General features: G+C 41.6%; 20 protein-coding genes and 1 other RNA gene. 4 read left to right on the plus strand and 17 right to left on the minus strand.

Going from position 1 to position 21,403, the window contains the following annotated elements; all coding sequences use genetic code 11:
- Positions 1 to 218 precede the first annotated feature (218 nt).
- From JI667_RS00900 to JI667_RS00950, 11 genes are all read right to left on the minus strand, one after another.
- A complete protein-coding gene (locus JI667_RS00900; RefSeq protein ID WP_206849136.1) occupies positions 219 to 686 on the minus strand; it encodes a GyrI-like domain-containing protein in 468 nt (155 codons plus the stop codon).
- A 22-nt stretch (positions 687 to 708) separates the two neighbouring features.
- Positions 709 to 2,223, minus strand: coding sequence for a carboxypeptidase M32 (locus tag JI667_RS00905; RefSeq protein WP_206849138.1), 1,515 nt, complete (start codon positions 2,221 to 2,223; stop codon positions 709 to 711).
- A 202-nt stretch (positions 2,224 to 2,425) separates the two neighbouring features.
- A complete protein-coding gene (locus JI667_RS00910) occupies positions 2,426 to 4,351 on the minus strand; it encodes an ATP-dependent DNA helicase (RefSeq protein ID WP_206849140.1) in 1,926 nt (641 codons plus the stop codon).
- 192 nt (positions 4,352 to 4,543) lie between these two features.
- Positions 4,544 to 4,711, minus strand: a complete 168-nt coding sequence (locus JI667_RS00915) for a hypothetical protein (protein WP_206849142.1) — start codon at positions 4,709 to 4,711, stop codon at positions 4,544 to 4,546.
- A gap of 96 nt (positions 4,712 to 4,807) precedes the next feature.
- Positions 4,808 to 5,944 (minus strand): THUMP domain-containing class I SAM-dependent RNA methyltransferase, encoded by a 1,137-nt coding sequence (locus JI667_RS00920; protein ID WP_206849144.1) that lies wholly within the window; start codon positions 5,942 to 5,944, stop codon positions 4,808 to 4,810.
- 150 nt (positions 5,945 to 6,094) lie between these two features.
- An RNA gene (gene rnpB / locus JI667_RS00925) (RNase P RNA component class B) lies at positions 6,095 to 6,483 on the minus strand.
- A gap of 60 nt (positions 6,484 to 6,543) precedes the next feature.
- The gene (gene gpsB, locus JI667_RS00930) at positions 6,544 to 6,852 is read right to left on the minus strand and encodes a cell division regulator GpsB (RefSeq protein ID WP_206849149.1); all 309 of its coding nucleotides are present in this window, start codon (positions 6,850 to 6,852) and stop codon (positions 6,544 to 6,546) included.
- A gap of 104 nt (positions 6,853 to 6,956) precedes the next feature.
- Positions 6,957 to 7,514 carry a DUF1273 domain-containing protein gene (locus JI667_RS00935; RefSeq protein WP_206849150.1) on the minus strand — a complete coding sequence of 186 codons (558 nt, stop codon included), beginning with the start codon at positions 7,512 to 7,514 and terminating at the stop codon, positions 6,957 to 6,959.
- A gap of 309 nt (positions 7,515 to 7,823) precedes the next feature.
- On the minus strand, positions 7,824 to 8,126 hold the full coding sequence (locus tag JI667_RS00940; RefSeq protein ID WP_206849151.1) for a CotD family spore coat protein: 303 nt from the start codon (positions 8,124 to 8,126) through the stop codon (positions 7,824 to 7,826).
- 339 nt (positions 8,127 to 8,465) lie between these two features.
- Positions 8,466 to 9,737, minus strand: a complete 1,272-nt coding sequence (locus JI667_RS00945; protein ID WP_206849152.1) for a ribonuclease H-like domain-containing protein — start codon at positions 9,735 to 9,737, stop codon at positions 8,466 to 8,468.
- Positions 9,738 to 9,755: 18 nt separating this feature from the next.
- Entirely contained in the window at positions 9,756 to 12,020 is a 2,265-nt protein-coding gene (locus JI667_RS00950) for a DEAD/DEAH box helicase (protein WP_206849162.1), read from the minus strand.
- A gap of 348 nt (positions 12,021 to 12,368) precedes the next feature.
- Between JI667_RS00950 and JI667_RS00955 the strand changes: the two genes are divergently transcribed.
- Complete coding sequence (locus JI667_RS00955) at positions 12,369 to 12,821, plus strand: Hsp20/alpha crystallin family protein (protein ID WP_206849164.1); 453 nt, start codon at positions 12,369 to 12,371, stop codon at positions 12,819 to 12,821.
- Between the two features lie 38 nt (positions 12,822 to 12,859).
- Here the strand turns inward: JI667_RS00955 and JI667_RS00960 are convergent, their stop codons facing one another.
- Positions 12,860 to 13,357 carry a YppG family protein gene (locus JI667_RS00960; protein ID WP_206849167.1) on the minus strand — a complete coding sequence of 166 codons (498 nt, stop codon included), beginning with the start codon at positions 13,355 to 13,357 and terminating at the stop codon, positions 12,860 to 12,862.
- A 162-nt stretch (positions 13,358 to 13,519) separates the two neighbouring features.
- Between JI667_RS00960 and yppF the strand changes: the two genes are divergently transcribed.
- Positions 13,520 to 13,750 (plus strand): YppF family protein, encoded by a 231-nt coding sequence (gene yppF / locus JI667_RS00965; protein ID WP_206849175.1) that lies wholly within the window; start codon positions 13,520 to 13,522, stop codon positions 13,748 to 13,750.
- Between the two features lie 26 nt (positions 13,751 to 13,776).
- On the opposite strand, the gene JI667_RS00970 is transcribed toward yppF, so the two are convergent.
- From JI667_RS00970 to JI667_RS00980, 3 genes are all read right to left on the minus strand, one after another.
- Complete coding sequence (locus JI667_RS00970; protein WP_206849177.1) at positions 13,777 to 14,133, minus strand: YppE family protein; 357 nt, start codon at positions 14,131 to 14,133, stop codon at positions 13,777 to 13,779.
- A gap of 70 nt (positions 14,134 to 14,203) precedes the next feature.
- Positions 14,204 to 14,458, minus strand: coding sequence for a hypothetical protein (locus JI667_RS00975; RefSeq protein WP_206849179.1), 255 nt, complete (start codon positions 14,456 to 14,458; stop codon positions 14,204 to 14,206).
- Positions 14,459 to 15,596: 1,138 nt separating this feature from the next.
- The gene (locus JI667_RS00980; RefSeq protein ID WP_206849181.1) at positions 15,597 to 16,631 is read right to left on the minus strand and encodes a DUF2515 family protein; all 1,035 of its coding nucleotides are present in this window, start codon (positions 16,629 to 16,631) and stop codon (positions 15,597 to 15,599) included.
- 114 nt (positions 16,632 to 16,745) lie between these two features.
- Between JI667_RS00980 and recU the strand changes: the two genes are divergently transcribed.
- Both recU and JI667_RS00990 read left to right on the plus strand, forming a co-directional pair.
- Complete coding sequence (recU, locus tag JI667_RS00985) at positions 16,746 to 17,354, plus strand: Holliday junction resolvase RecU (protein ID WP_206849183.1); 609 nt, start codon at positions 16,746 to 16,748, stop codon at positions 17,352 to 17,354.
- 103 nt (positions 17,355 to 17,457) lie between these two features.
- Positions 17,458 to 20,181 carry a transglycosylase domain-containing protein gene (locus JI667_RS00990; protein ID WP_206849185.1) on the plus strand — a complete coding sequence of 908 codons (2,724 nt, stop codon included), beginning with the start codon at positions 17,458 to 17,460 and terminating at the stop codon, positions 20,179 to 20,181.
- 35 nt (positions 20,182 to 20,216) lie between these two features.
- Here the strand turns inward: JI667_RS00990 and JI667_RS00995 are convergent, their stop codons facing one another.
- Both JI667_RS00995 and nth read right to left on the minus strand, forming a co-directional pair.
- On the minus strand, positions 20,217 to 20,732 hold the full coding sequence (locus tag JI667_RS00995; RefSeq protein ID WP_206849186.1) for a YpoC family protein: 516 nt from the start codon (positions 20,730 to 20,732) through the stop codon (positions 20,217 to 20,219).
- Positions 20,729 to 21,385 (minus strand): endonuclease III, encoded by a 657-nt coding sequence (nth, locus tag JI667_RS01000; RefSeq protein ID WP_206849188.1) that lies wholly within the window; start codon positions 21,383 to 21,385, stop codon positions 20,729 to 20,731. The genes JI667_RS00995 and nth overlap by 4 nt, the downstream gene beginning before the upstream one ends.
- Positions 21,386 to 21,403: the final 18 nt, after the last annotated feature.

Below are 21,403 nucleotides of genomic sequence, written 5' to 3' on the forward strand. Positions count from 1 at the left end.
AGGGCCTAGTCGCCGGAGTTGGACATCAAGAAAAGCGGAGGCGGCTTGATTAGAGGCGACAAGCATAAGCCAAACAGGCCGGAAAGGCGCTCTTTGCCTTTTTGGCCTGTTTCACTTATGACCTCGAGCCTCTAGTCGCCGGAGCTGGACATCAAGAAAAGCGGAGGCGGCTCCTACATGAGGCCATAAGTAAAGAGGCTGCGTTGGCAGCCTCTTTACTATTTTTCTTTAATTGGGACAAAAAGCTCTAATTTTCGTTCATCTTCCGTTTCATTGATTTCCCTATCCTGTGATAGATATTTCTCGACACTCAGTCTGGAATAATCTTTTTCGTACCCGTTTTCTTTGATCCAGTTAAAGATGGCGAAATAAGCTTGCTCCACTTCCGTCGATGCCCCGTTATAAAGGGCATGGGCATATTCACCGGCTGGGAGTGACAGTTCAACCAATCCCGGTGGAAGCTTCTCCACCCGATCAACCTCTACGGTGCAGTAATACGTAAAATCAGTTGCTCTGTCATGAAAAGGTGCATATATACATTCATCTCCATTGATATGATGAATGGATGGGATCATCTGTTGAAACTTTGTGAATAGCCTCGGAATCTCTGAACCTCTTCCGTATGGTCCGGTCCAACCTATTCCAACCAGCAATTTATCCTCTAGTGACGAAATATTGATTTCCATGATTTTGCCTCCAATGTATTTGTTAATTCAAGGAATAAACCTTTGAATATTTGTCCGTTAGATAATCGGCCAAGTATTGGGCATTAAGCCCTTCTCCAGTCACTTCCCTGATGATATCAAGGGGTTTTTTCAACTTGCCCCACTGGTGCACATTCGTCGTCAACCATTCTCTTACTGGAGTAAGGTTTCCGCTTTCCAACAGTTCTTCATAATGAGGAATATCCTTTAACATGGCGCGCTTTAACTGTGCAGCATACATATATCCCAATGCGTATGAAGGAAAGTAACCAAAGCTTCCGCCTGCCCAATGAACATCCTGCAGCACTCCTTCACCGTTATGGGAAGGGCGTATTCCTAGATACTCTTCATATTTTCGATTCCAAATTTCAGGGAGATCCTTCACTTCGATTTCGTCATTAAATAGTCCTTTTTCAATTTCATATCGAATAATGATATGTAAAGCATATGTTAGCTCATCTGCTTCGATCCGGATTAAAGAAGGCTTCGATTCATTGATCGCTCTGTAGAAATCATTTAATTCAACGGAATCAAACTGCCCCGTCGAATATTCCTTCAACAACGAATAATTTTGTTTCCAGAAAGCATGGTCTCTTCCTACAAAATTTTCATAAAACAACGATTGGGATTCATGAATCCCCATTGATGTTCCAGTACATAGAGGGGTTCCCACCAAATCTTTTGAAATGTTTTGTTCATAGAGCGCATGGCCACCTTCATGGATTGTACCGAAGACAGCTGTTCTCCAATCACTTTCGTCATATTTAGTAGTTACCCTCACATCACCAGGGTTTAAACCAATCGCAAATGGATGGACTGTTTCGTCCAATCTGCCTGAGTTAAAATCGTATCCCATTTGTTCAAGGATTTTCATACTGAACTCTTTTTGTTTATCCTTAGGAAAGTGTTCGAAAAGGAAATCGGTTTGTGGTTTATTTTCCGCTTCGGAAATCTTATGTACAAGTGGAACGATTTGATCCCTTAGATCGCCAAATACCCTGTCCAACACATTTACTGTTACACCTGGCTCATACATATCCAGCAATGTATCATACTTATTTTCTTCATATCCCCAATAAGCGATGAAGCGTTTTGTGAATGCCACAAGCTTTTCTAAGTAAGGCTTGAACATCTCGAAATCCGCTTTTTCTTTCGCTTCTTCCCAAATGCCCTCGGCTTTCGATTGTAACACCACATATTCCCTGTATTCAGAAGCAGGAATCTTTTTATTGCGGTCATATTCTTTTTGACACTCTTCCAGCAGTTTCTGTGTCATATCATCCAATTGATCCATCACTGGGGAGAGTTTCGCCAGGTAAGCGGCCATTTCACTTGAAGTGGACATTTCAAATAGTTCTGATGAGAGCATTCCGATAACTTCCGATCGCTGCTCCACTCCATTTTTCGGAGCACCCGTCCTTAAGTCCCAGAACATTAATCCAAGTGCTTCATTATATGCAGACATTTTTTTCACATAATCATGAAATTGATTTTTTGTCTCTGTTACTGATTCTTTCATTTCAAAAAGCCCCCTTTTTTTACATACAATTCATTTTATCATATTTTTCTGGAAACTTGGGTTTAGAAACGTTGGGGATGTATAAAATGTCCTTGTAGATAAGGTGTTTAGGACATTACTTCGTGAACTTCGACCCATTTATTATCGACCAAGCTTAAACGAATCAAAAAGCCGCCCATCCTAGGCGGCTCCATTTCAATCTCTATGCATTCAGAACTTCAATACCGACTGGTAAAACCGATTCTACCAATCCTTTGTAGGTTGTTTCATTTTCATTCATTAATACATGGATGCTTCCCTTGTCTTCACTCGTACGTATCAAGCGCCCGATTCCTTGTCTTAAACGAAGAACCATGTAGGGAATATCGACTTCTTCCATTGCATCAGCGGCATGGTTCCGTTTGGCATCAAATACCGGGTCCTTGGGCGGGAATGGAAGCGAGTGGATAATGACCTGTGAAAGGGACTCTCCAGGTACGTCCAGCCCTTCCCATAAGTGATAGGAACAAAGAACCGTAGATGTTTCCTGCTGGAACTGTTCTACAGTATCACTGATTTCTCTGTCACCTTCATAAATCACATCCCAGGCTTGATCTTCCTGCTGAAGTTGATAAGACCTGAAATCATTCATTTCATCCTTGGAAGAGAAGAGGATTAACGATTTCCCTTGGCTCCTCTTAAGTTTATCAAATGCATACTGATTTTTTGCGCTTGCCCCGGCATCCAGTGAAGGAAGATAGGCTTTCATCATCTCTTCGTACTCATAAGGTGATTCTACTGAAAATTTTTCATAATTTTCGATCCCCAATGATTGGGAAACATATGAGAAATCTTTATTATAAGACAGAGTAGCCGAAGAGAAAATGAATGGAATATTTTGAGAAAATACTTGTTCTTTCAAAATTTCCTCTACTAATCTCGGCATCACGACAAAGGTGTGTTCTTCTTCTGACGTTTCCAACCAGTAGATTCCTTTTTCATCATCTAAAAATAGTTTCAGGGAATATTGGATTTGTTCCAGATATTCTTCCACTACCTTTAGTAAATAATCATCCATGACATACATTTCAGATTCAAAAACGAGCTCATTCAATAGACTTTCGATTTTCTCAGTAAGTGACCTGCCCTGCTGTAGTATCGCTCCAGAGCGGACAATATACTGTCTTTCGGATCCAATCTCTGCTTTGGATTCCTTTTCTAACAAATCGAACCACTTTTCATTTTCCAACATGATGTCTTCAATGATATACAGTGTTTCCTCCCTCATATCCGATGATGATAGCTTTTCAAGAAGACTTTCTAGTGTCTCCATTCTCATCCTGTACGTCATCGCTTTTTGAGAAGCAAATTCCAACAGATGTCCCTCATCAAATACGACCGAGCTAGCTTCTGGAAGCAGTGGAAGCTGTCCTTCCCGTCTTCTGCTCTCCTTTGTCCAAATATGCTCCATGTAAAAATCATGGGAACAAATGATCAAGTCAGCCGCATTCCGGTAATGTTCACGATGAAGGGTTAGTCCACACCGATGGCGATAGACGCACGACATGCAATCCTGAAGGGAGTCCCAGCCTACATGATTCCATTCTTCATCTGACAAACCGGCATATTCTTTACGGTCCCCATAATGGGTGAATCTTCTCATGGAGGAGTTATCATGAACAAATTCCGGCAATTCTTCCCACATATCCTGATAGACTTCATCATTCGAAACGTTCTCTTCTAATTTTTTAATGCAAAGATACTGCTCCCTCGATTTTGCCAGTCGAACATCTATGTCTAGGTCTAGGGCGCTTTCAAGCTTCTTTATGTCCCCTTCTTTTTTGACAATTTGTTCTATGAGCGTTTCGTCTGCACAGGCGATGATCGCAGGCTTCCCTGTATACCTGGCGTAGGATAAAGCATACAGAAGATAAACCAGGGTTTTCCCTGTCCCAACTCCTGCTTCCGCAAACATGACCTGTTTGTTTTTATACGCTTGATTGAGCTGAAAGGCCATAAAGACTTGTTCATCTCGTAAATCAAATCCCTTTTCAGGCAATAAATCATAAAAAACATCACCGACCCAATCGGATAATGCTTCATAAAAGGATTGCTCTTTCGTAAGTTCAAATGGTAATTTTCTTCTCATATGGACCTCCTGCTTAACACAATATTTCTAATTTACTAGAATTTTTTTCTATTGAAAAGGGAAAATGGATAAATAATCTCAACATCCCTTTCATATAACGAAATAATCCTTACACAAAAAGAAAAGAGACTCTCCATACAAAGGGTGAGTCTACCACTTGTATGGATGTCCCTAGTCTCCTAAAGAAAGCACTCAGTCGTATATTCTCTTTTTTCTAAGCAATTCATATTGAAATGCCTGATCCAGATCTTTCGCAGCTTCATGCAGGTCCGCTCCCGCTCCTTCTTCACCCGAAATAGAAGAAATGGAACTTTGTAAAGCTTGATAGATTTTGTGGAAATCGATGGAAGAATGGTCCATCCTATTCACTCCCCTGAAAATGATAGAACTATTATACGCAGGAAGTGAAAAGGTTATTCTGAACTTCTTCATCTATTTTAATTCATACAGGAAAAATCATTTTCTCGGTGGACGCGGCCCCCAATATTGATAATAGTCTGTCCTTATGAATCCATTGAACAATTTACGTTTCTTTGTAGCTTGCTTCCCGTAGCACTGTTCAAAGTTCTCATGGGAAGTCAGCATGTATACAGACCAAGTATCCAGCTTTTCAAAGGCTTTTCCCATTTCCTGATACATATGCTCCACCTCTTTACGTTCACCTAAACGTTCACCATATGGAGGGTTTCCAACAATGATCCCGTATTCTAATTCAGAAGTGAAGTCCCTGACTTGCATCTGTTTGAATTTCACCAGATCCCCAAGCCCTGCTTCTAATGCATTCTCTTTGGAAACTTCGATCATTCTGTGATCGATATCCGTACCGAGTATTTCAAGTGGCTGGTCATAGTTAGCCAAATCCTCTGCTTCCAGACGTGTTTTCTCCCAAATATCATCAGGCATGATTGGCCATTCCTCGGACAAGAACTCACGGTTGAAGCCAGGAGCGATATTCTGTCCAATCAGTGCAGCTTCAATCGCAATCGTCCCTGACCCGCAAAACGGATCAACAAACGGACGATCAGGATTCCAGGTTGTTAATTGAATCAATGCCGCTGCCAGGGTTTCCTTTAAAGGGGCTTCACCTTGTCCGATTCGATACCCTCTTTTATGAAGACCCTGTCCACTTGTATCCAGTGTGATGCTTGCCACGTCTTTATGGATGGCCACCTCAATTTTATAGAGAGGGCCGGTTTCCTCCAGCCATGATGTTCTCTTGTAAGCAGTACGAAGACGTTCCACGATCGCTTTCTTGACGATTGCCTGGCAGTCAGGCACGCTGTACAGCTTTGATTTAACTGATTTACCCTGTACGGGAAACTCTGCATCTACAGGGAGGAAATCCTCCCAGGGAAGCTTCTTTGTATTCTCAAATAGCTCATCAAAAGAATAGGCTTTAAATTCTCCCACAAGGATCTTGATCCTGTCGGCTGTTCTCAACCACATATTAGCCCGTGCAATCGCCGTTTCATCACCCTTGAAGAAGACTTTTCCGTTTTCAACCTGACACTCGTACCCCAGATCCTTCACTTCCTTGGCAACAATTGATTCCAAGCCCATCGCTGCCGTTGCGATCAATGTATATGTACCCATAAAGTCACCCCGCTCATAAATATCACACTACCACTAGTATGTACCTTTACTCCTAAAATAAAAAGGACTGATACAAAAGAGCAGTGTATTACCTGCATGTATCAGTCACTTGCATTATTTAATCCGTATTGCTCTTATCCCGTAATAGTGTCCTGTAAGCCATGTTTTGTTCCATTGTACTGCAGGCGACTATTTGTCTCGTACTCAGGCGGTAATCATCTATCTACAAAGGAAATTCCTTTGTCCCTCTCTTCGTTCAATTCCTCTGAGAGGATTCCCCTACCTAATTTGGGTTTCTCGCTCGTGGGGTTTACCTCGTTCCACTCCTGCCATTTCTAACAGGACTTCGTCACTGTGGCACTTTCAAAGTAGTCACACCATATCTCAGGAAATGAGACGTAGGTGTTTTCCCTGCCGTCAGCTCGGGTTGAGCTGCCCTAGCTTATGAATTGGCTAGGCACGAACACTACGTGCATCTCAGCACCGTGCGAGCATGGACTTTCCTCTACAACTTAACGTTGCAGCGATTACCCAAACACCATTAAGGATCAGCAATACCTAATTATACGGGATTTCACCCAGAAATTCAACTGGAAAAATCAGTCGTATAATTTATTTCCAAATACGTGCTTTTCTAAATTAGACAGACGTTTTAAAATATCGAAATTGGTTGTTCCTGTCTGCTGTGGTGGAGCCTGTGTACGTTGCTTTGCAGCACCTTCTGCCTGTTTTTTCAAACGAAGATTTTCCTGCTGAAGATCTTCTATCTCTTGATGAAAGGTTTCATAATCTTTAATAATCAAGTCTAAGAATTTATCCACGTCTTCTGGCTTGTATCCCCGCATTCCACTCTTGAATTCTTTCTCGAGAATATCCTTTGCCGTTAATTTCACTTTATCTGAGATCATTCTATTCACCTCTATATTTATCACTATCATTTTTTCAAAAAACCATCATTTTGTCAATCTATTTCAAATGAATTCAGTGGTATAATGGGTGGAATCCAGCTTACTCAGTCTGTTTTCCACTGCTCTTCTTCTACGATCCATTGAAGATCCTGAAAACTGATTGCCCTTAAATCAAAAAAGGGATCGGTCTCTTTCTTCCTCTTCGCTTCATCATAGAAGTATTTGGGAGAACCATCTTTTTCTTCATCATATAGAATGATACAAGAGTGACTTTTTTGTAAGAACAATTGATTCTTATTTCGGAACTGCTGCGGATTCTGATAAGGATGCTTTGATATCGTTTCGACAAAATCAGCTTGAGACAGAATCAGTTCGTAATATTCCTTGTTCTTATCATTCCAGTTTTCTTCCTGTGAAATAAATGGGGTCAGAACAGCCAATTTCAGCTCAGGATAATCTTCCTGAAGTTCAAAAACAACCTCCGCCCCCCAGAGTTCAACACCAAGCTGCCCGCTGATGAGCACCCACTCAAGTCCTGCATCCAATAGGGATAACAGTTCTTTCTTCAATGCTTGCTTTATGTAATAAACGGCTTTGTCATCCTGCTTGAAAATTCCCAATTCAAAGGATTTATATCCAGTTACACATGCAACATTCCCCAAATTGAAAACCCCTTTACTCCGGGTAAATCCGGTACCTTTCCTCACTTAGTGTACCCCAATTCTTTACTGTCTATTGTATCATATTTCATTTGTTTCGAAAGACCGGGAAATCATCCAGGTTGACTCCCCTCCATTATAAAAGGCTGTTTTCGTATACATTGTTGCTTTTGGATTAACAGCCTCATAAAAAAAGGAGAGATGCTCCTTAAAGAACGCTCCCTCTCGTTTGTGACAAGGTGCAAAAGCACAGTATCACTACAAGCCGAGTCCAGTCTTATAGATGCATCCCTTTTAAGTTCATGAATTATATTATCTTCCCATACCATATGGTCCGAATGGTGGTCTTGGCCGAGGTCCGAATCCTGGTCCTCCAGGGCCTTGAGGTCCTCCTGGTCCGCCACCACAATTAAACTGTTGGTGGGAAACACTGTCTACTTGTGATTGTGTTTGCGGGAAATAATGTTTATGTTGATACATAACATTATTCACGTTTGTTGTGTGGGTCGGGTGGATATGAGGTACCTCATAAGTCGTCATGTTGTGATTTACACAACATTTAGTCGGGTGTACAACTGCAGGTAGTACTTGATTAGGTCTTGGTCTGCAATACATACTAACGCTCTCCTTTCATCGCTTAGTTGTTACAATAATAACGTATGAAACAGAGAGGGTACATGTACTAATGAAAATACCTATTTTTAGGAAGTTATTTTACAATACTTACATAAAACTATATAAACTTTGTGAATAATTGGTAAAAACAAAGGCTGTTAAACCAATGACGACAAAGAACAAAATTAAGATGGCGCGGTTCATTTTCATCATTCCTTCTTCATTTTAAATATTTTCAACACAATTTATTATTTTACAACTACTTTAGAAAATTCTCAATATAAAAATAAGAAGATGGAACCACTTTTACACTTAATAATTTCATTCTTTGTCACACAGTCATGTTTGTTTTAATTTTCTCTCCAATTTCCTCTCAATCCGATCCATGCGGTGAGTCAGATTTTCAGAAAGTACGACGTCCTTCTTACTGGCTTCCGCCGTGTTCCCAATCAAGGATGATAGCTGTACACACATGTCTAAAGCACGATTCAAGTCCTTTGTCTTATGCTCATATAATTTAGCTAATTCGATCATGGCTTTTTTACGGTTTGAAAGGGGTGAACCTTCCAGGACCCCTTCCCACAGGTTAATCGCTTTGTCCGCTTGTTTTTCTCTTTTATATTGCAGGGCAAGCTGATGCATAGCCTCATAATTTGGCTTTTCATCTTCTTTAATGAGTTCTTCGTAACGCTCTTTGGCAATTCTTCTGTTACCGGTATACTCCAGCCACCTGCCGACTTCAAATCTCTCTTCCCCGGTTGCCTGGTCATGGACGTTCAGAAGTTGGAAAGTCAAGTGAGTATAGAGAGTTATGAGCGATAGGATGTCCAATTCATTATGGGTCATGACCTTAAGGATACCTTCCGGGTCTTTACGATCGATATAATCAAAATAAATCATAGGCGCCAGGTACCCCGGAACATCATCGGTTCTATGAAATCCAAGAATGTTTCGCTCCACGTTGACGAGTTTTACAGATTCCAGCTTGTGCTTGAAGAGCCTTCTGGAGCCATGGTATAAATCAAAATGCCCAAATGCGGGCAGTTTAGGTACATGATCTTTAATGAGAGTATGCCTTGTTTTAACCTGTGGCCAATCAAAGGCTTTCCCATTGTATGTTACTAACGTGTTGTAATCCACATTGCTTAAGAAGCTATGATATAAAGGAATTTCACTCCCTGGTTGTGGAAGGAAGTGTTGTGTGACGATGACTTCCGTTTCTGTTACTTTCCCATGTCCCAAAAGGAAGATCGTATTTCCGACCCCTCCTCCCAGCCCTGTAGTTTCAGTATCGAAAAAGAACATTTCATCATGACTGAGCCCTTTGGAAGACAAGGGATGATCTCCAGTGAACCCCTGCCACGCTTTGACTGCCCTAACAAAATCCTTGAATGCATAATCTCCATGCCTGTGCTCTATAGGGTAACGCTTCTCCCTCACTAGGCAGAAGTCATCATCTATAAAATAAAGTTCAGTCCCATTCTCTTTCCACACATCTATAAATGGCAGGTCCAACACATTCCCGTCAGATGGCTTTTGCCTCTCAGCATCCACCTTTTCTTCACGGATAATATGCTTTTTCATTCTCGTTAATTTATTTTTCAATGACATGCTTGTATCCCCCTTCCATTATTGAAGGAAAAGATGAAGAAGCTTTAATGAATCCAGTTTGGCCGTGTCCAGAGAATGCTCCATTCCTATACAGGAAGGGCAGCCGTTTTGACAGGGACACCGTTCAATCATGGCAGATGCTTCAAGGAGAATCTCCTCAAACTGTTCATATACTTTTTCACTGAGTCCGATTCCGCCCGGGTAGCGGTCGTATATAAAGATGGTCGGCTTTTCATTATGGGCAGCCTTGATTTGCGGGACAACGAAAATATCGCTTGGGTCGCACATGACAAATAGCGGGATGATGGATTTCAGGCTTTGGGATGCCCCGATAAGCCCTTCTTCAAGTCGTTCCTGACTGAAGGAGTCGGCATCTTTTAATGAAATCCAGCTGGAGCTCGTATGCAGTTCCTCTTCAGGCAGATGAATGGGACCAGATCCAATATTTTCGTGTGTATCAAATTTAATTTTCTTGAAAATCGTTGCCATCGCTTGAACGGTCACATCACCATATGCTACGTCAAACATCTCTGATTCTCTCGCTTTGTCTGTTTCCAGTACCCTCAATTGTACAGCCAGGTTCGCATCTGTAAAGTAGTCCACATCTACTTCCCTTACAAATGCCTTCTTTTCTTCCCAGTCCAGCTTCTCTACTTGAAACTGAACACCCTGATGTAAATAAATCGCTTCATCATGCAACAACGTCATCGCTGAGAATCGATCCATTTCCCCAATGACTTTCACGGCAGAGATATCCGTTTGATCTATGATGATGACATTCTCCTGTGAAGCTGAACGAAGGCTTATATTATGAGCGGGAAACACATCGTTCATCCAATACCATTTATCTCCATTTTTATGAACGACTCTTTCTTCTACCAAAAATTCCAATATATCATCTATTTCATGCATTCCAAATTGTTCTCCCTCTCTAAAAGGCAGTTCATAGGCAGCACATTTAATATGGTCTATGAGAATGATTAAATTATCGGGATTGATCCTTGCCGTTTCCGGAGTTTGCTCAAAGAAATAAGCTGGATGCTCGATAATGAATTGGTCAAGGGGACTTGAACTTGCCACCATAATGACGAGAGACTCTCCATGACGTCTGCCTGCTCTCCCCGCCTGTTGCCAGGCACTTGCGATCGTCCCGGGATAACCCGTCATAATGCAGACTTGCAATTGACCGATATCCACCCCTAATTCAAGGGCGTTTGTACTGACTACCCCATATATTTCACCATTTCTCAAACCTTTTTCTATTTCTCTCCGCTGTGTCGGAAGATATCCTCCCCGATAGCCCCGGATTGATTTCGCCCCTAATTGACTTTTTACTAATTCTTGTAGATAGGTCAGGATAATTTCCACCCGGACTCTACTTCTCGCAAAAATGATGGTTTGCACTTTATTTTTTAATAGCTCGCCTGCGATCCTTCGCACTTCAAGGGTTGCGCTTCGGCGGATATTCAGAGGTTTATTGACGATAGGGGGATTATAGAATACGAAGTGTTTCTTTGCACTTGGTGCCCCATTATTGTCTATTAATTTCATTTCTGCACCGGTTAAATGCTCAGCAAGTTCCTTTGGATTGGAGATTGTTGCCGATGTACAGATAAATACGGGTGATGCACCGTAAAATTCACAAATACGCTTCAATCTTCTGATCACATTACTAACATGGGATCCAAACACACCTCTATAAATATGAAGTTCATCGATAACGACATATTTAAGATTTTCAAATAGGGACACCCATTTCGTATGATGTGGGAGAATCGCTGAATGCAGCATATCGGGATTCGTAATGACGATATGCCCGGCTTTTCTAACCTTTTGACGGATATTGGCAGAAGTGTCCCCGTCGTATGTATAGCTATTGATTGAAACCTCTGCCTCTCTTATAATCTCGTTTAACTCACTCTTTTGATCCTGGGCAAGGGCCTTGGTAGGAAAGATGTAAAGAGCCCGTGAATCCGGATTGTCCATGATGGTTTGAAGCACAGGAAGATTATAACAAAGCGTTTTTCCAGATGCGGTTGGCGTGACGGCTGTAAAGCTATGGCCCTCCATTGCAAGCTGAAAAGCTGAACTTTGATGGGTGTATAGTTTTCCGACCCCTCTTTTATGCAATGCATTTTTTATTTTTTCATCTATTTCATTTGGCAAATCTACCAACTGTGCCGGTTTCTCATCGATGGTATGCCAATGAACAATTTGTTTATTGAAATTCTCGTCTTTTTTAAAAAGTTCAATCAATTGTTGAAGGTTGTTTTTCTTAAACATTCGGATCACCTCTCTTACTCATTTTACCGAATCTATGTTCGAAACTAAAGTAAAAAACCCAACTTTCCAGATTCATCCTTATTAAGGTTCTTTTCTCTACATTTGTTTATTCTGAAACTTAGGATATGCCAGTGCTCTATCTATCAAAATGTGCTGGATGGTTGATTGGAGCGGTAACTTTCCTATTATTTGTAAAAGACTTACGAACACAACTTTTTAACATAAGGAATCAGTAGAAAGAAAAGAAGCTTTACTCCCCTTTTATCCTCCGGTGTGCAGGACAATTGCACATTTTAATCAATGAGCCATACACTAGTATGAATACGTTTGCCTGAAAGGAGCATATCAATGTCCAACGATTCTTCAAACAAAAAAGGTTTCGGTGACCTGATGAATTCCATGAATGAATTTTTTCATGAAAGACCAATGAAAGGAATGTTACAAAGTATTGATGAGTTCTTTACATCTTCTGCTAATCCTTTTGGTTCATTCCCTGTTAAAATGACTGAAACCGATGACCATTATGTTGTTACTGCAGAACTTCCCGGTGTGAATAAAGAGCAGATACAACTGGATGTGTTCCCTCAGTACATCACGATATCAGTGACCAATAACCAAATATATTCAGAAGAAAATGAAAAGCACCAGACAATCAGAAGAAAGCAATCCATGAGCAAAAGCAGTAGAACCATTCCATTTCCAACGGTCGTTAATGAAAAGAATGTAAAAGCTTCTTATAAAGATGGCTTATTATCAGTAAAGGTGAACAAGGAATCCGGGAAGCGAATACAAATTGAATAAATGAAAAAGGAGCTGCAGAAGTGCAGCTCCTTTTTGATCTAGAATTTAAATATTCCGCCTAACCCTTTTACCAGAGAAGACACCTGATTGATAGCACCCATCATTTGGCCAGTTGTATTCATCATTTTATTAAAGTCCAACGAGCCATCCTGGGACTTAAAGGAGTTCATGATACCGCTAACCCCACCTGAAGATGTTTTCGCCATAAAAGATGCCTTCGGATAAGGATTAGCGTAGTTTTGTTGTTCCATTGCCTTCATTTGGTATGGATTGTATTCCTTCTGTTGAAGAGGATTATCAAAATATGGATTCATCTGCTGTGACTGATTCATCTGCTGATATTGGTTCATCTGACCTCCGGCACCGGAATATGGACCATCAGGCTGTGGTAAGTAATTGGGTTGATAAGGACCATAATTCGGTGGTCTCATCCCCTGTACAGGATAGTTCATCATCGGCCCTATATTCTGAGGCTGAGAATGGTAATACGGATATGGTTGATATCGCATCTGTCTCGAATAAGGTGAAGAATTCATACTTAGCCCCCCTACTTTTAGTGGTTACTATACCTTATGTATCATCGTAAAAAATGGTGAAAGAACCCATAAAGATCTTTCGACAACACTTAAGAAGAATGTCGGAAGTTACACTATTCTTACAACTTAAAGAAAGGGTTTTCTATGATAGGATAAATGTAGATGGAAAGCTATCGTCTTATGAAATATAAGGAATGGGAGGAATTAAGGGTGGACCTTAATCAATTGCTGAAAAGATATGAGAACAGTAAACAGTATCAAGCAACCGATCAACAAGAACTTCTTACATTGGCCAAAAGGCTTTATATTTCAAATGAGATTTCCTTTCTGCACTACAAAGAGTTAACAAAGCAGATCAATACAGTAGAAGAAATTTCCATTTCAACTCCATAAGAAAGAGGCTGCCATGCGGCAGCCTCTTATTTTTCTACCAGTTCATCCAGCTGAGTACCCAGAACGTACGATACAGATTGGTAATGACTGATAAACCTGTTATAACTCGACTCCGGGAAAAAACAATGAACCGAGAGCATCTCGATATTGTCGAAAGTGTTCATAACCTGAGGCAAATGAAGGTGCTTAGGCTTGGAGTCTTTAATCCAGCCAAGGGACTCCTCTTTCCAACGATCATTCTTCTCTTTCACTTCATCTGCAAAAGGCTTCACTTCAGTGTAAAAGTCTCCTTTTTCACCCGATTCTCGCCTCGTTTTATATTCACTCATCATCTTCTCGACCAGCAAGAGAAGATCTTCCGTTACTTGTTTCAATTCCTTCAAACAAAGCCCTCCATGCTAAAAATAAACAAAAAATAAAAGTAGCACTCTGCTACTTTCTTATAAAGTCAGTTTAAGACGTCTTAAAAGATAATTCAAGTTTTTGTAAGACATAAGACTTTTCTCTATTATTTTTCAGAACCGTTTTCATACCTGTTTTCCTTTCAACAGCACCCAACCGCCCGTCCATCTTCTGTATCTGATCCGACAGCCCTCTCAATCCTTCCTGCTCTTCAACGGAAATTCGGTCATGCAGACTTTGCTCCAGTTGATTAAGGCTTTCTTCGATTTCCGCCAACTTTAACATAATATCTTGTTTTGGAAGCATGTGAATCCTCCCACCTTTTTTTTGGATTAATACAGGTATTCTCCGTGCAAATCCTTTTCCCTCCTCCCCTGACAAAACTAGAAGCGTTTCGCCAAAGAAAGTGCAAATAGGACATCTGTCATTATAAGTTTCGACAGTACCTGAATAAAACAAAGAAAAACTCAAAATACTATGAGTGGAGGTGTCAGCAATGAAAAATCAAAAGAACAAACAAACTAAAAAACAACCAGCCGAAACAAAAGCATCAAAAGGCAACCCAAAACTCGAAGGCGAAAACAGACCAGCGACATAAGAAAGCAGAGGCGGCTCGTTCAGACCCGACAAGCACAACTGGAAAATCCCAAAAGGCGTTTTTTGCCTTATGGGATTTTTCAGTTGTGACCTCGAGGGTCTAGCCGACGTAGCTGGACTAAATTAGAAAGCGGAGGGGCTTTGCTAAGAGGCGACAAGCATAAGGCGAGAACACCGGAAAGGCGCCCTTTGCCTTTTTGGTGTTCTTGACTTATGACCTCGAGCCTCTAAGCCCCGTAGCTGGACTAATCAAAAGCGGAGGGGCTTCGCTAAGAGGCGACAAGCATAAGGCGAGAACACCAAAAAGGCGCCCTTTGCCTTTTTGGTGTTCTTGACTTATGACCTCGAGCCTCTAAGCCCCGTAGCTGGACTAATCAAAAGCGGAGGCGGCTTGTTCAGACCCGACAAGCATAAGGCGAACCACCCAGAAAGGCGTTATTTGCGTTTTTGGGTAGTTTGACTTTTGCCCTCGAGGGTCTAGGCGCCTGAGCTAATAAATAGACGGAAAAATTCCGCTTAATCATTATTATTATAAAAAGAAGGCTGAAATAGACGGGGAAATTCCGCCTATTTGTTCAAATAATAAAAAAATGGGTGATCTTTCTGTTCGTAAGCGGAAAATCTCCGCTTATTTATGCCCAAAACAGGTTCCAGTTTGAAAATAACAGGAAAATTTCCGCTTATTAAAGGGTAAGACTTCTTATATAAAAGATTAAACTCAACCGTATCACATTTAATCAAATAGATTCTTTATCCCTAATTAACGAAACTCGCCAATTCACACTGCGGCGAGTTCTACTTTTTTATATAACGTCAACTAGAAAAAGGACTTCAAAACTTTATGTCACTATGCCCGCCTCTTTTTTTCCTTTCCCCAGGGCCAAATCCATTTGAAAGCTCCTTTTACAGCAGCCAAATTCCTCAGCTGTCTCTGCTTATTCACAAACCAGTCTGTCAGCATGATATCACTTGGAAGCGATTGATGATTGTACCATTCATCTTTGATCTCTGTGCTCATAGACCAATCATGGAGTTCACTCCACTCATGAGAAATGACATTGTAAGATTGATGTAGATCGGGTGTAGCAGTCCCATGGACATCCTGGCAGAATGTCTCATAATCCACCCGGGAACCAGTATGTTCAACATTTAAAGCGAACTCAAGAAAATCTTGATGATAGTCGGGGTGAAATAAAATTTCAAATAAAAGATTACCCAGCTTGATTCTATTCCCGACCTTTCGAAAACCATGTACGCTTGCCCCAAAGAGCTCTCCATTTAACGTAGGGAATAGGACAGAACTGAAGTGCAAGTGATCCTCAAGAAAGAAAAGAGCTGTACCGAACACCTTTCCCCTGTATGGATCTTGTTCAATAACCGGCCCCTGTATGAGGTGCTGCTCATTAATGATGAGAGACTGAACCAACCGCTTCTCGTCACCCTCTTCCCAAAATTTGTTCCACTCTTCTTCCATAAACTTCGAAACACGAAAGTACCCGGATAAGTGAAACATTTTCTTCTTATAGATCGTCGAATAATGATAGAGAAGGAGTTGTGGAAAGGCATCCTGAAAAATACTCCAATTCGCCCTTTCATATGTTTGAAAAAGGAGATTGCATGTATCATCACTTAAAATTTTCGGGAATATATCTCCCTTTAGGTCAGTCATATTCCACCCTGCATTCCGTGATACCATAGAAGCGAGAAAAGACCACTTTACCTCAGGGTGCAGGTGAAAGAATGTTTGATAAGCATTCGTGCGCGTTATATTATCCTTATTGTATGTATTCACAAGATGATTTACATCATCGATCCATTCATTTTTACGTTTAGGTTCAGGTATATAGGGTAATAAGCGATAAGTATTGCCGAAGTTTTTCATCCTTTTATCCCCCTTTCTTCCCTAGTCCTATAGTGAGGAGATTTGTAAACAATTATTCACACAAAATGGAGTGGTTTCTGTTATGATATAGATTAGTCTGTGAGGTGGATTACCATGAAATTCCATTATCCGAATGGAAAGAAATATGTGGAAGCTACATTACCCTCAAAAAAAATCAAGGCAAAACCGAACCAAATATCTTATAGCAACAGAGGAATGACACTGGAAGAAGATATCAACGAAACGAACCAATATTATCTGACGTTTCAGAAAGCAGTCATTCATAAGAAACCGACACCTGTTCAGATTGTCGATGTTCACTACCCATCAAGGAGTGCCGCGGTCATTAAGGAAGCTTATTTTAAACAGCCGTCAACGACGGACTTTAACGGGGTCTACAAAGGCAGGTATATTGATTTTGAAGCGAAGGAAACGAAAAACAAGACATCCTTCCCTCTTAAGAATTTCCATGAGCACCAGATCCTTCATATGGAAAACGTCCATAAGCAGGAGGGCATTACCTTCGTACTCATAAGGTTTTCATTATCAGAAGAAGTGTTCCTTCTCCCCTATGAAGCATTGCGCATTTATTGGGACCGCATGACAGGTGGCGGCAGAAAGTCAATCAAGCGGGAAGAAATGGAAGAGACAGGTTTTCCCATCCCCTTCGGTCTCCATCCAAGGGTCGATTATTTAAAAATAGTCCATCAGTTATATTTTTAGTTTAAGAAAAATGAGTTAATCTATAATTTATCTCATTATGAGTAGTATATTTTTAATCTTAGACAATACTAAAAACACAGAAGATTGAAAGTGAGGAAACAATATGGCTGGTCAATATAAGTCAAGGGAAGAAAAACGCCTGGCCCAACAGAAGTCAAAATCCAATAAGAGCAAGAAAAAAGGCTCTTTGGTTAAGCGCGTCATTATATCATTATTTATTATCGGTATCGTCGGGATGCTTGCGGGTGCAGGGCTATTCGCCTATTATGCATCAAGTGCCCCAAAGCTTGATGAAAAATTACTGAAGGATCCGATCGCATCGGAAATTTATGATATGAACGGAGACCTGATCACCTCTGTCGGAAAGGAAAACCGGGAATATGCAAACTTTGAGGATATCCCTCAAGTCATGCAGGACGCGGTCATTGCAACGGAGGATAACCGTTTCTACAAACATAACGGGCTTGATTTGATCCGTTTGGGAGGGGCCGTCATTGCCAATGTGACCGGCGGTTTCGGTTCCGAAGGTGCTTCCACGATCACACAGCAGGTCATTAAAGGCTCCTTCTTGAGTCCTGAAAAAACCCTCAAGAGGAAAGCCCAGGAAGCGTGGCTTGCCTTGAAGCTCGAGCAGGAATATACCAAAGAAGAAATCTTTGAGATGTACTTCAATAAGGTATATATGTCCGGTGGAATCAATGGTATGGCGACGGCAGCGGATTACTACTATGGGAAAGACATTAAAGATATCAAGCTGAATGAAGCTGCCTTAATTGCCGGACTTCCACAAAGTCCAAACAACTATAACCCATTCAAGCATCCTGAAAGTGCCGAAAAGAGACGGAATATTGTTCTTTCCTTAATGGCTCAGCACGGAAAAATTACTGAAAAAGAAAAAGAAGAAGCCCAGGCCATTCCTATCACCAAAGGATTAGTGTCTGCAGAGGACATAGAAGAGAAAAACAGGGATAAGTATCCGGCCTTCGTAGATGCGGTCATTGATGAAGTGCAAAAAATGGGAGACTATAACTTATACTCTGACGGATTAAAAGTTTATACGACGGTCGACCCGAATGCCCAAAAGCGGTTGGAAGAGATTCTTGCAGGTGAAAACACAAGCTTCACCTATCCTGATGCTGCCGAAGAACCGATGCAGGCCGGGGTCACCCTCCTTGATACGAAAACAGGGGAAATACGGGCGATCGGTGGTGGACGTGAGCAGGATCCAAACGTGAAACGTGGATTCAATTTCGCCATTGACTCCAAGCGTCAGCCGGGATCCACCATCAAGCCCCTGCTTGATTATGCTCCTGCCATTGAACATTTAAAATGGTCCACGTACCATATTTTAAAAGACGAACCTTATGAATACTCAAACGGAACGGAAATCAATAACTATGACGGACAATTTAAAGGGCCGATCACCATCCGCGAAGGTTTATGGGATTCCCGTAATATCACGGCACTGAAAGCCTTCCAGGCAGTGGGTGCTGACAAGGCGGCGGACTTCGTAAACGGTCTTGGACTGAAGTTCGATCATTATTATGAATCAGCTTCAATCGGCGGTGTTTCACCTGGTGTGAACTCTGTTCAAATGGCCGGTGCGTATGCTGCGTTCGGTAATGAAGGCGTATATAATAAGCCACATACTGTTACGAAAGTCGTCCTGCGCGACGGTGAAACTGAGATCAAGAATGACAACAAGCCTAAGCCTGCCATGAAAGGCTACACGGCCTACATGATTTCCGACATGCTGAAAAGCGTCATCGACCACCCGCAGGGAACGGGTAAATTTGCGAAAGTTCCTGGATTACCGATGGCAGGGAAATCAGGTACAACGAATTATTCTCAGAAAGAACGCGATAAATATGGAATTGCTAAAACAGATGCACCTGATTCATGGTTTGTAGGATACACGACCAATTACACGGCAGCCGTTTGGACAGGGTACAAAACACAATCCATTCCGCTTTCACCGAGTGATCGTCATGTCGCTCAATACATAGTCAGCGACCTGATGAGCTATGTGCATGATGGTGTCGATACACCTGATTTCAAAAAGCCTGACAGCGTTGTAGAATCGAAAGTGGAAATCGGAAGCGACCCTGCAAGACTGCCAAGTGACTATACACCGGATGATAGAATTATCACAGAATTATTTGTCAAAGGCACGGAACCTTCCAAGGTTTCCAAAGAGTTCGATAAGATTGATGCACCTTCCAAACTGAAAGGTAAATTCAATAAAAAGGATAAGACCATCACCCTTTCATGGGATTACGGCAAAGAAAAAGACGTACAGTTCGAAGTTTCCGTATCCATTAATGGTGAAGGGAAACAAGTTCTGACCACTACTGATAAAAAAGGTTTAAATGTAGAAAACATTCAATCCGAAGGTACCTTCAGCTTCGAAGTAGTCGCCATTTCCGATGACCAACGAAGTAATCCTGCATCCGTGAACGTAGAGGTAAAATCGGATAAAAAGGATGAAGGAAATACGGAAGAAGACAATGAAGGAAACAATAGTAACGACCAAGGCAACGGTAACGACCAGGACCAGGGTAATGGTAACGGTCAGGATAACGGCAATGAGGACAACTCTGGAAATGATGGTGGAAATACCGGTGGAGATGATGGTACCACCCCGCCACCTGAAGGAGATGGAACCGGTGACGGAGGAGCTGGCGGTGACACTGGAACCGGAGATGAAGGCACTGGTGATGGAGGCACCGGCGGCACTGGAACTGGAGACGGGACTGGGAGTGGTACCGGAACAGGTGATGGTACCGGTACACCAGCCACTCAATCAGAACCGAGAAGAAACCAATAATTAAAATAAGGCAACGAGAGGATTCTCTCGTTGCCTTATTTATTTGCGGATTGATTCAATGCCAGATACTTGGCGTACTGTTTATGTTGTTCCTCAAAAAGCTGAGCCAGCTGTATATAAGAATGATAAAGTGCCGGATTATCCCTAATGAAGGTTAACCGTTCAACGACATTAACAGGCTTCAAGGAAAATCGTTCAACTGTAGACTGCCAATTGTCCAAATTTACCGGCTGTTTATTCGTCCAATACAAAAGTAAATAAAACCCACCAATGCTTTTTCTCATTGACTCCAACACGTTTTTTGAACGGCTTCTGAACAACGCTTTAATATGATCCTCTTCCTTTTTCCAATCCCTGATGATGTCTTTTGCAAACGCACCTTGAACCATCCAGGGCACAGGATTTACGTTCTCCCCATTATAATAAAGGATCTCAAATGCGAAAAGAGGATTACAAGGCTTGATTTGCGACTCATTGAACTTCAATTTATCATCGGTAAAGAAAAAAGGATCTCTTAATTCCCTTGGGATGTTGAATACTGTTGTACTCATATGTCGCCCTTTTTCTTCAATCTTTTTTGCCCTTCCCTGCACAGGTCTACCAATGGACAAACCTCGCACTGAGGAGATTGCGCTTTACAATGATAGCGGCCGAAGAAGATTAAGCGATGATGAGTTTCGGACCATTCTTCCCTGGGAATTTTCTTCATCAACGTTTTTTCAACCTCCAGGACGCTGTCTTTCCACCTGCAAATCCCGAGCCGCTTACTCACCCGTTCAACATGTGTATCAACCGCCAAAGCAGGGATTCCAAAGGCAACAGAAACCACTACGTTCGCCGTTTTCCTGCCGACACCGGGAAGCTTCACTAACTCTTCGTGACTCTCTGGTACTTCCCCTCCATACTCTGTTAGGAGAATCTCACACAATCTTCGGATATTTTTTGCTTTGTTACGATACAAACCGATAGAGCGTATGTCCTGCTCGAGTTCTTCCAACGTGACATCGAGATAGTCCTCCGGCTGTTTATATTTCTCAAATAAATTCCTGGTGACTTTATTGACAAGAACATCCGTACACTGTGCCGAAAGAAGGACCGCAATCACGAGCTCGAATGGGTTGTCATGACGAAGTTCACAGTGAGCGTCCGGGAACATTTCCCTCATTTCATCCAGGCATATTTGTATCTGTTTTTTATTTAACATGTTATCTACTACCTCCAG

The organism is Bacillus sp. NTK074B (assembly GCF_017303375.1).
Taxonomy (GTDB): Bacteria; Bacillota; Bacilli; order Bacillales; family Bacillaceae_B; genus Rossellomorea.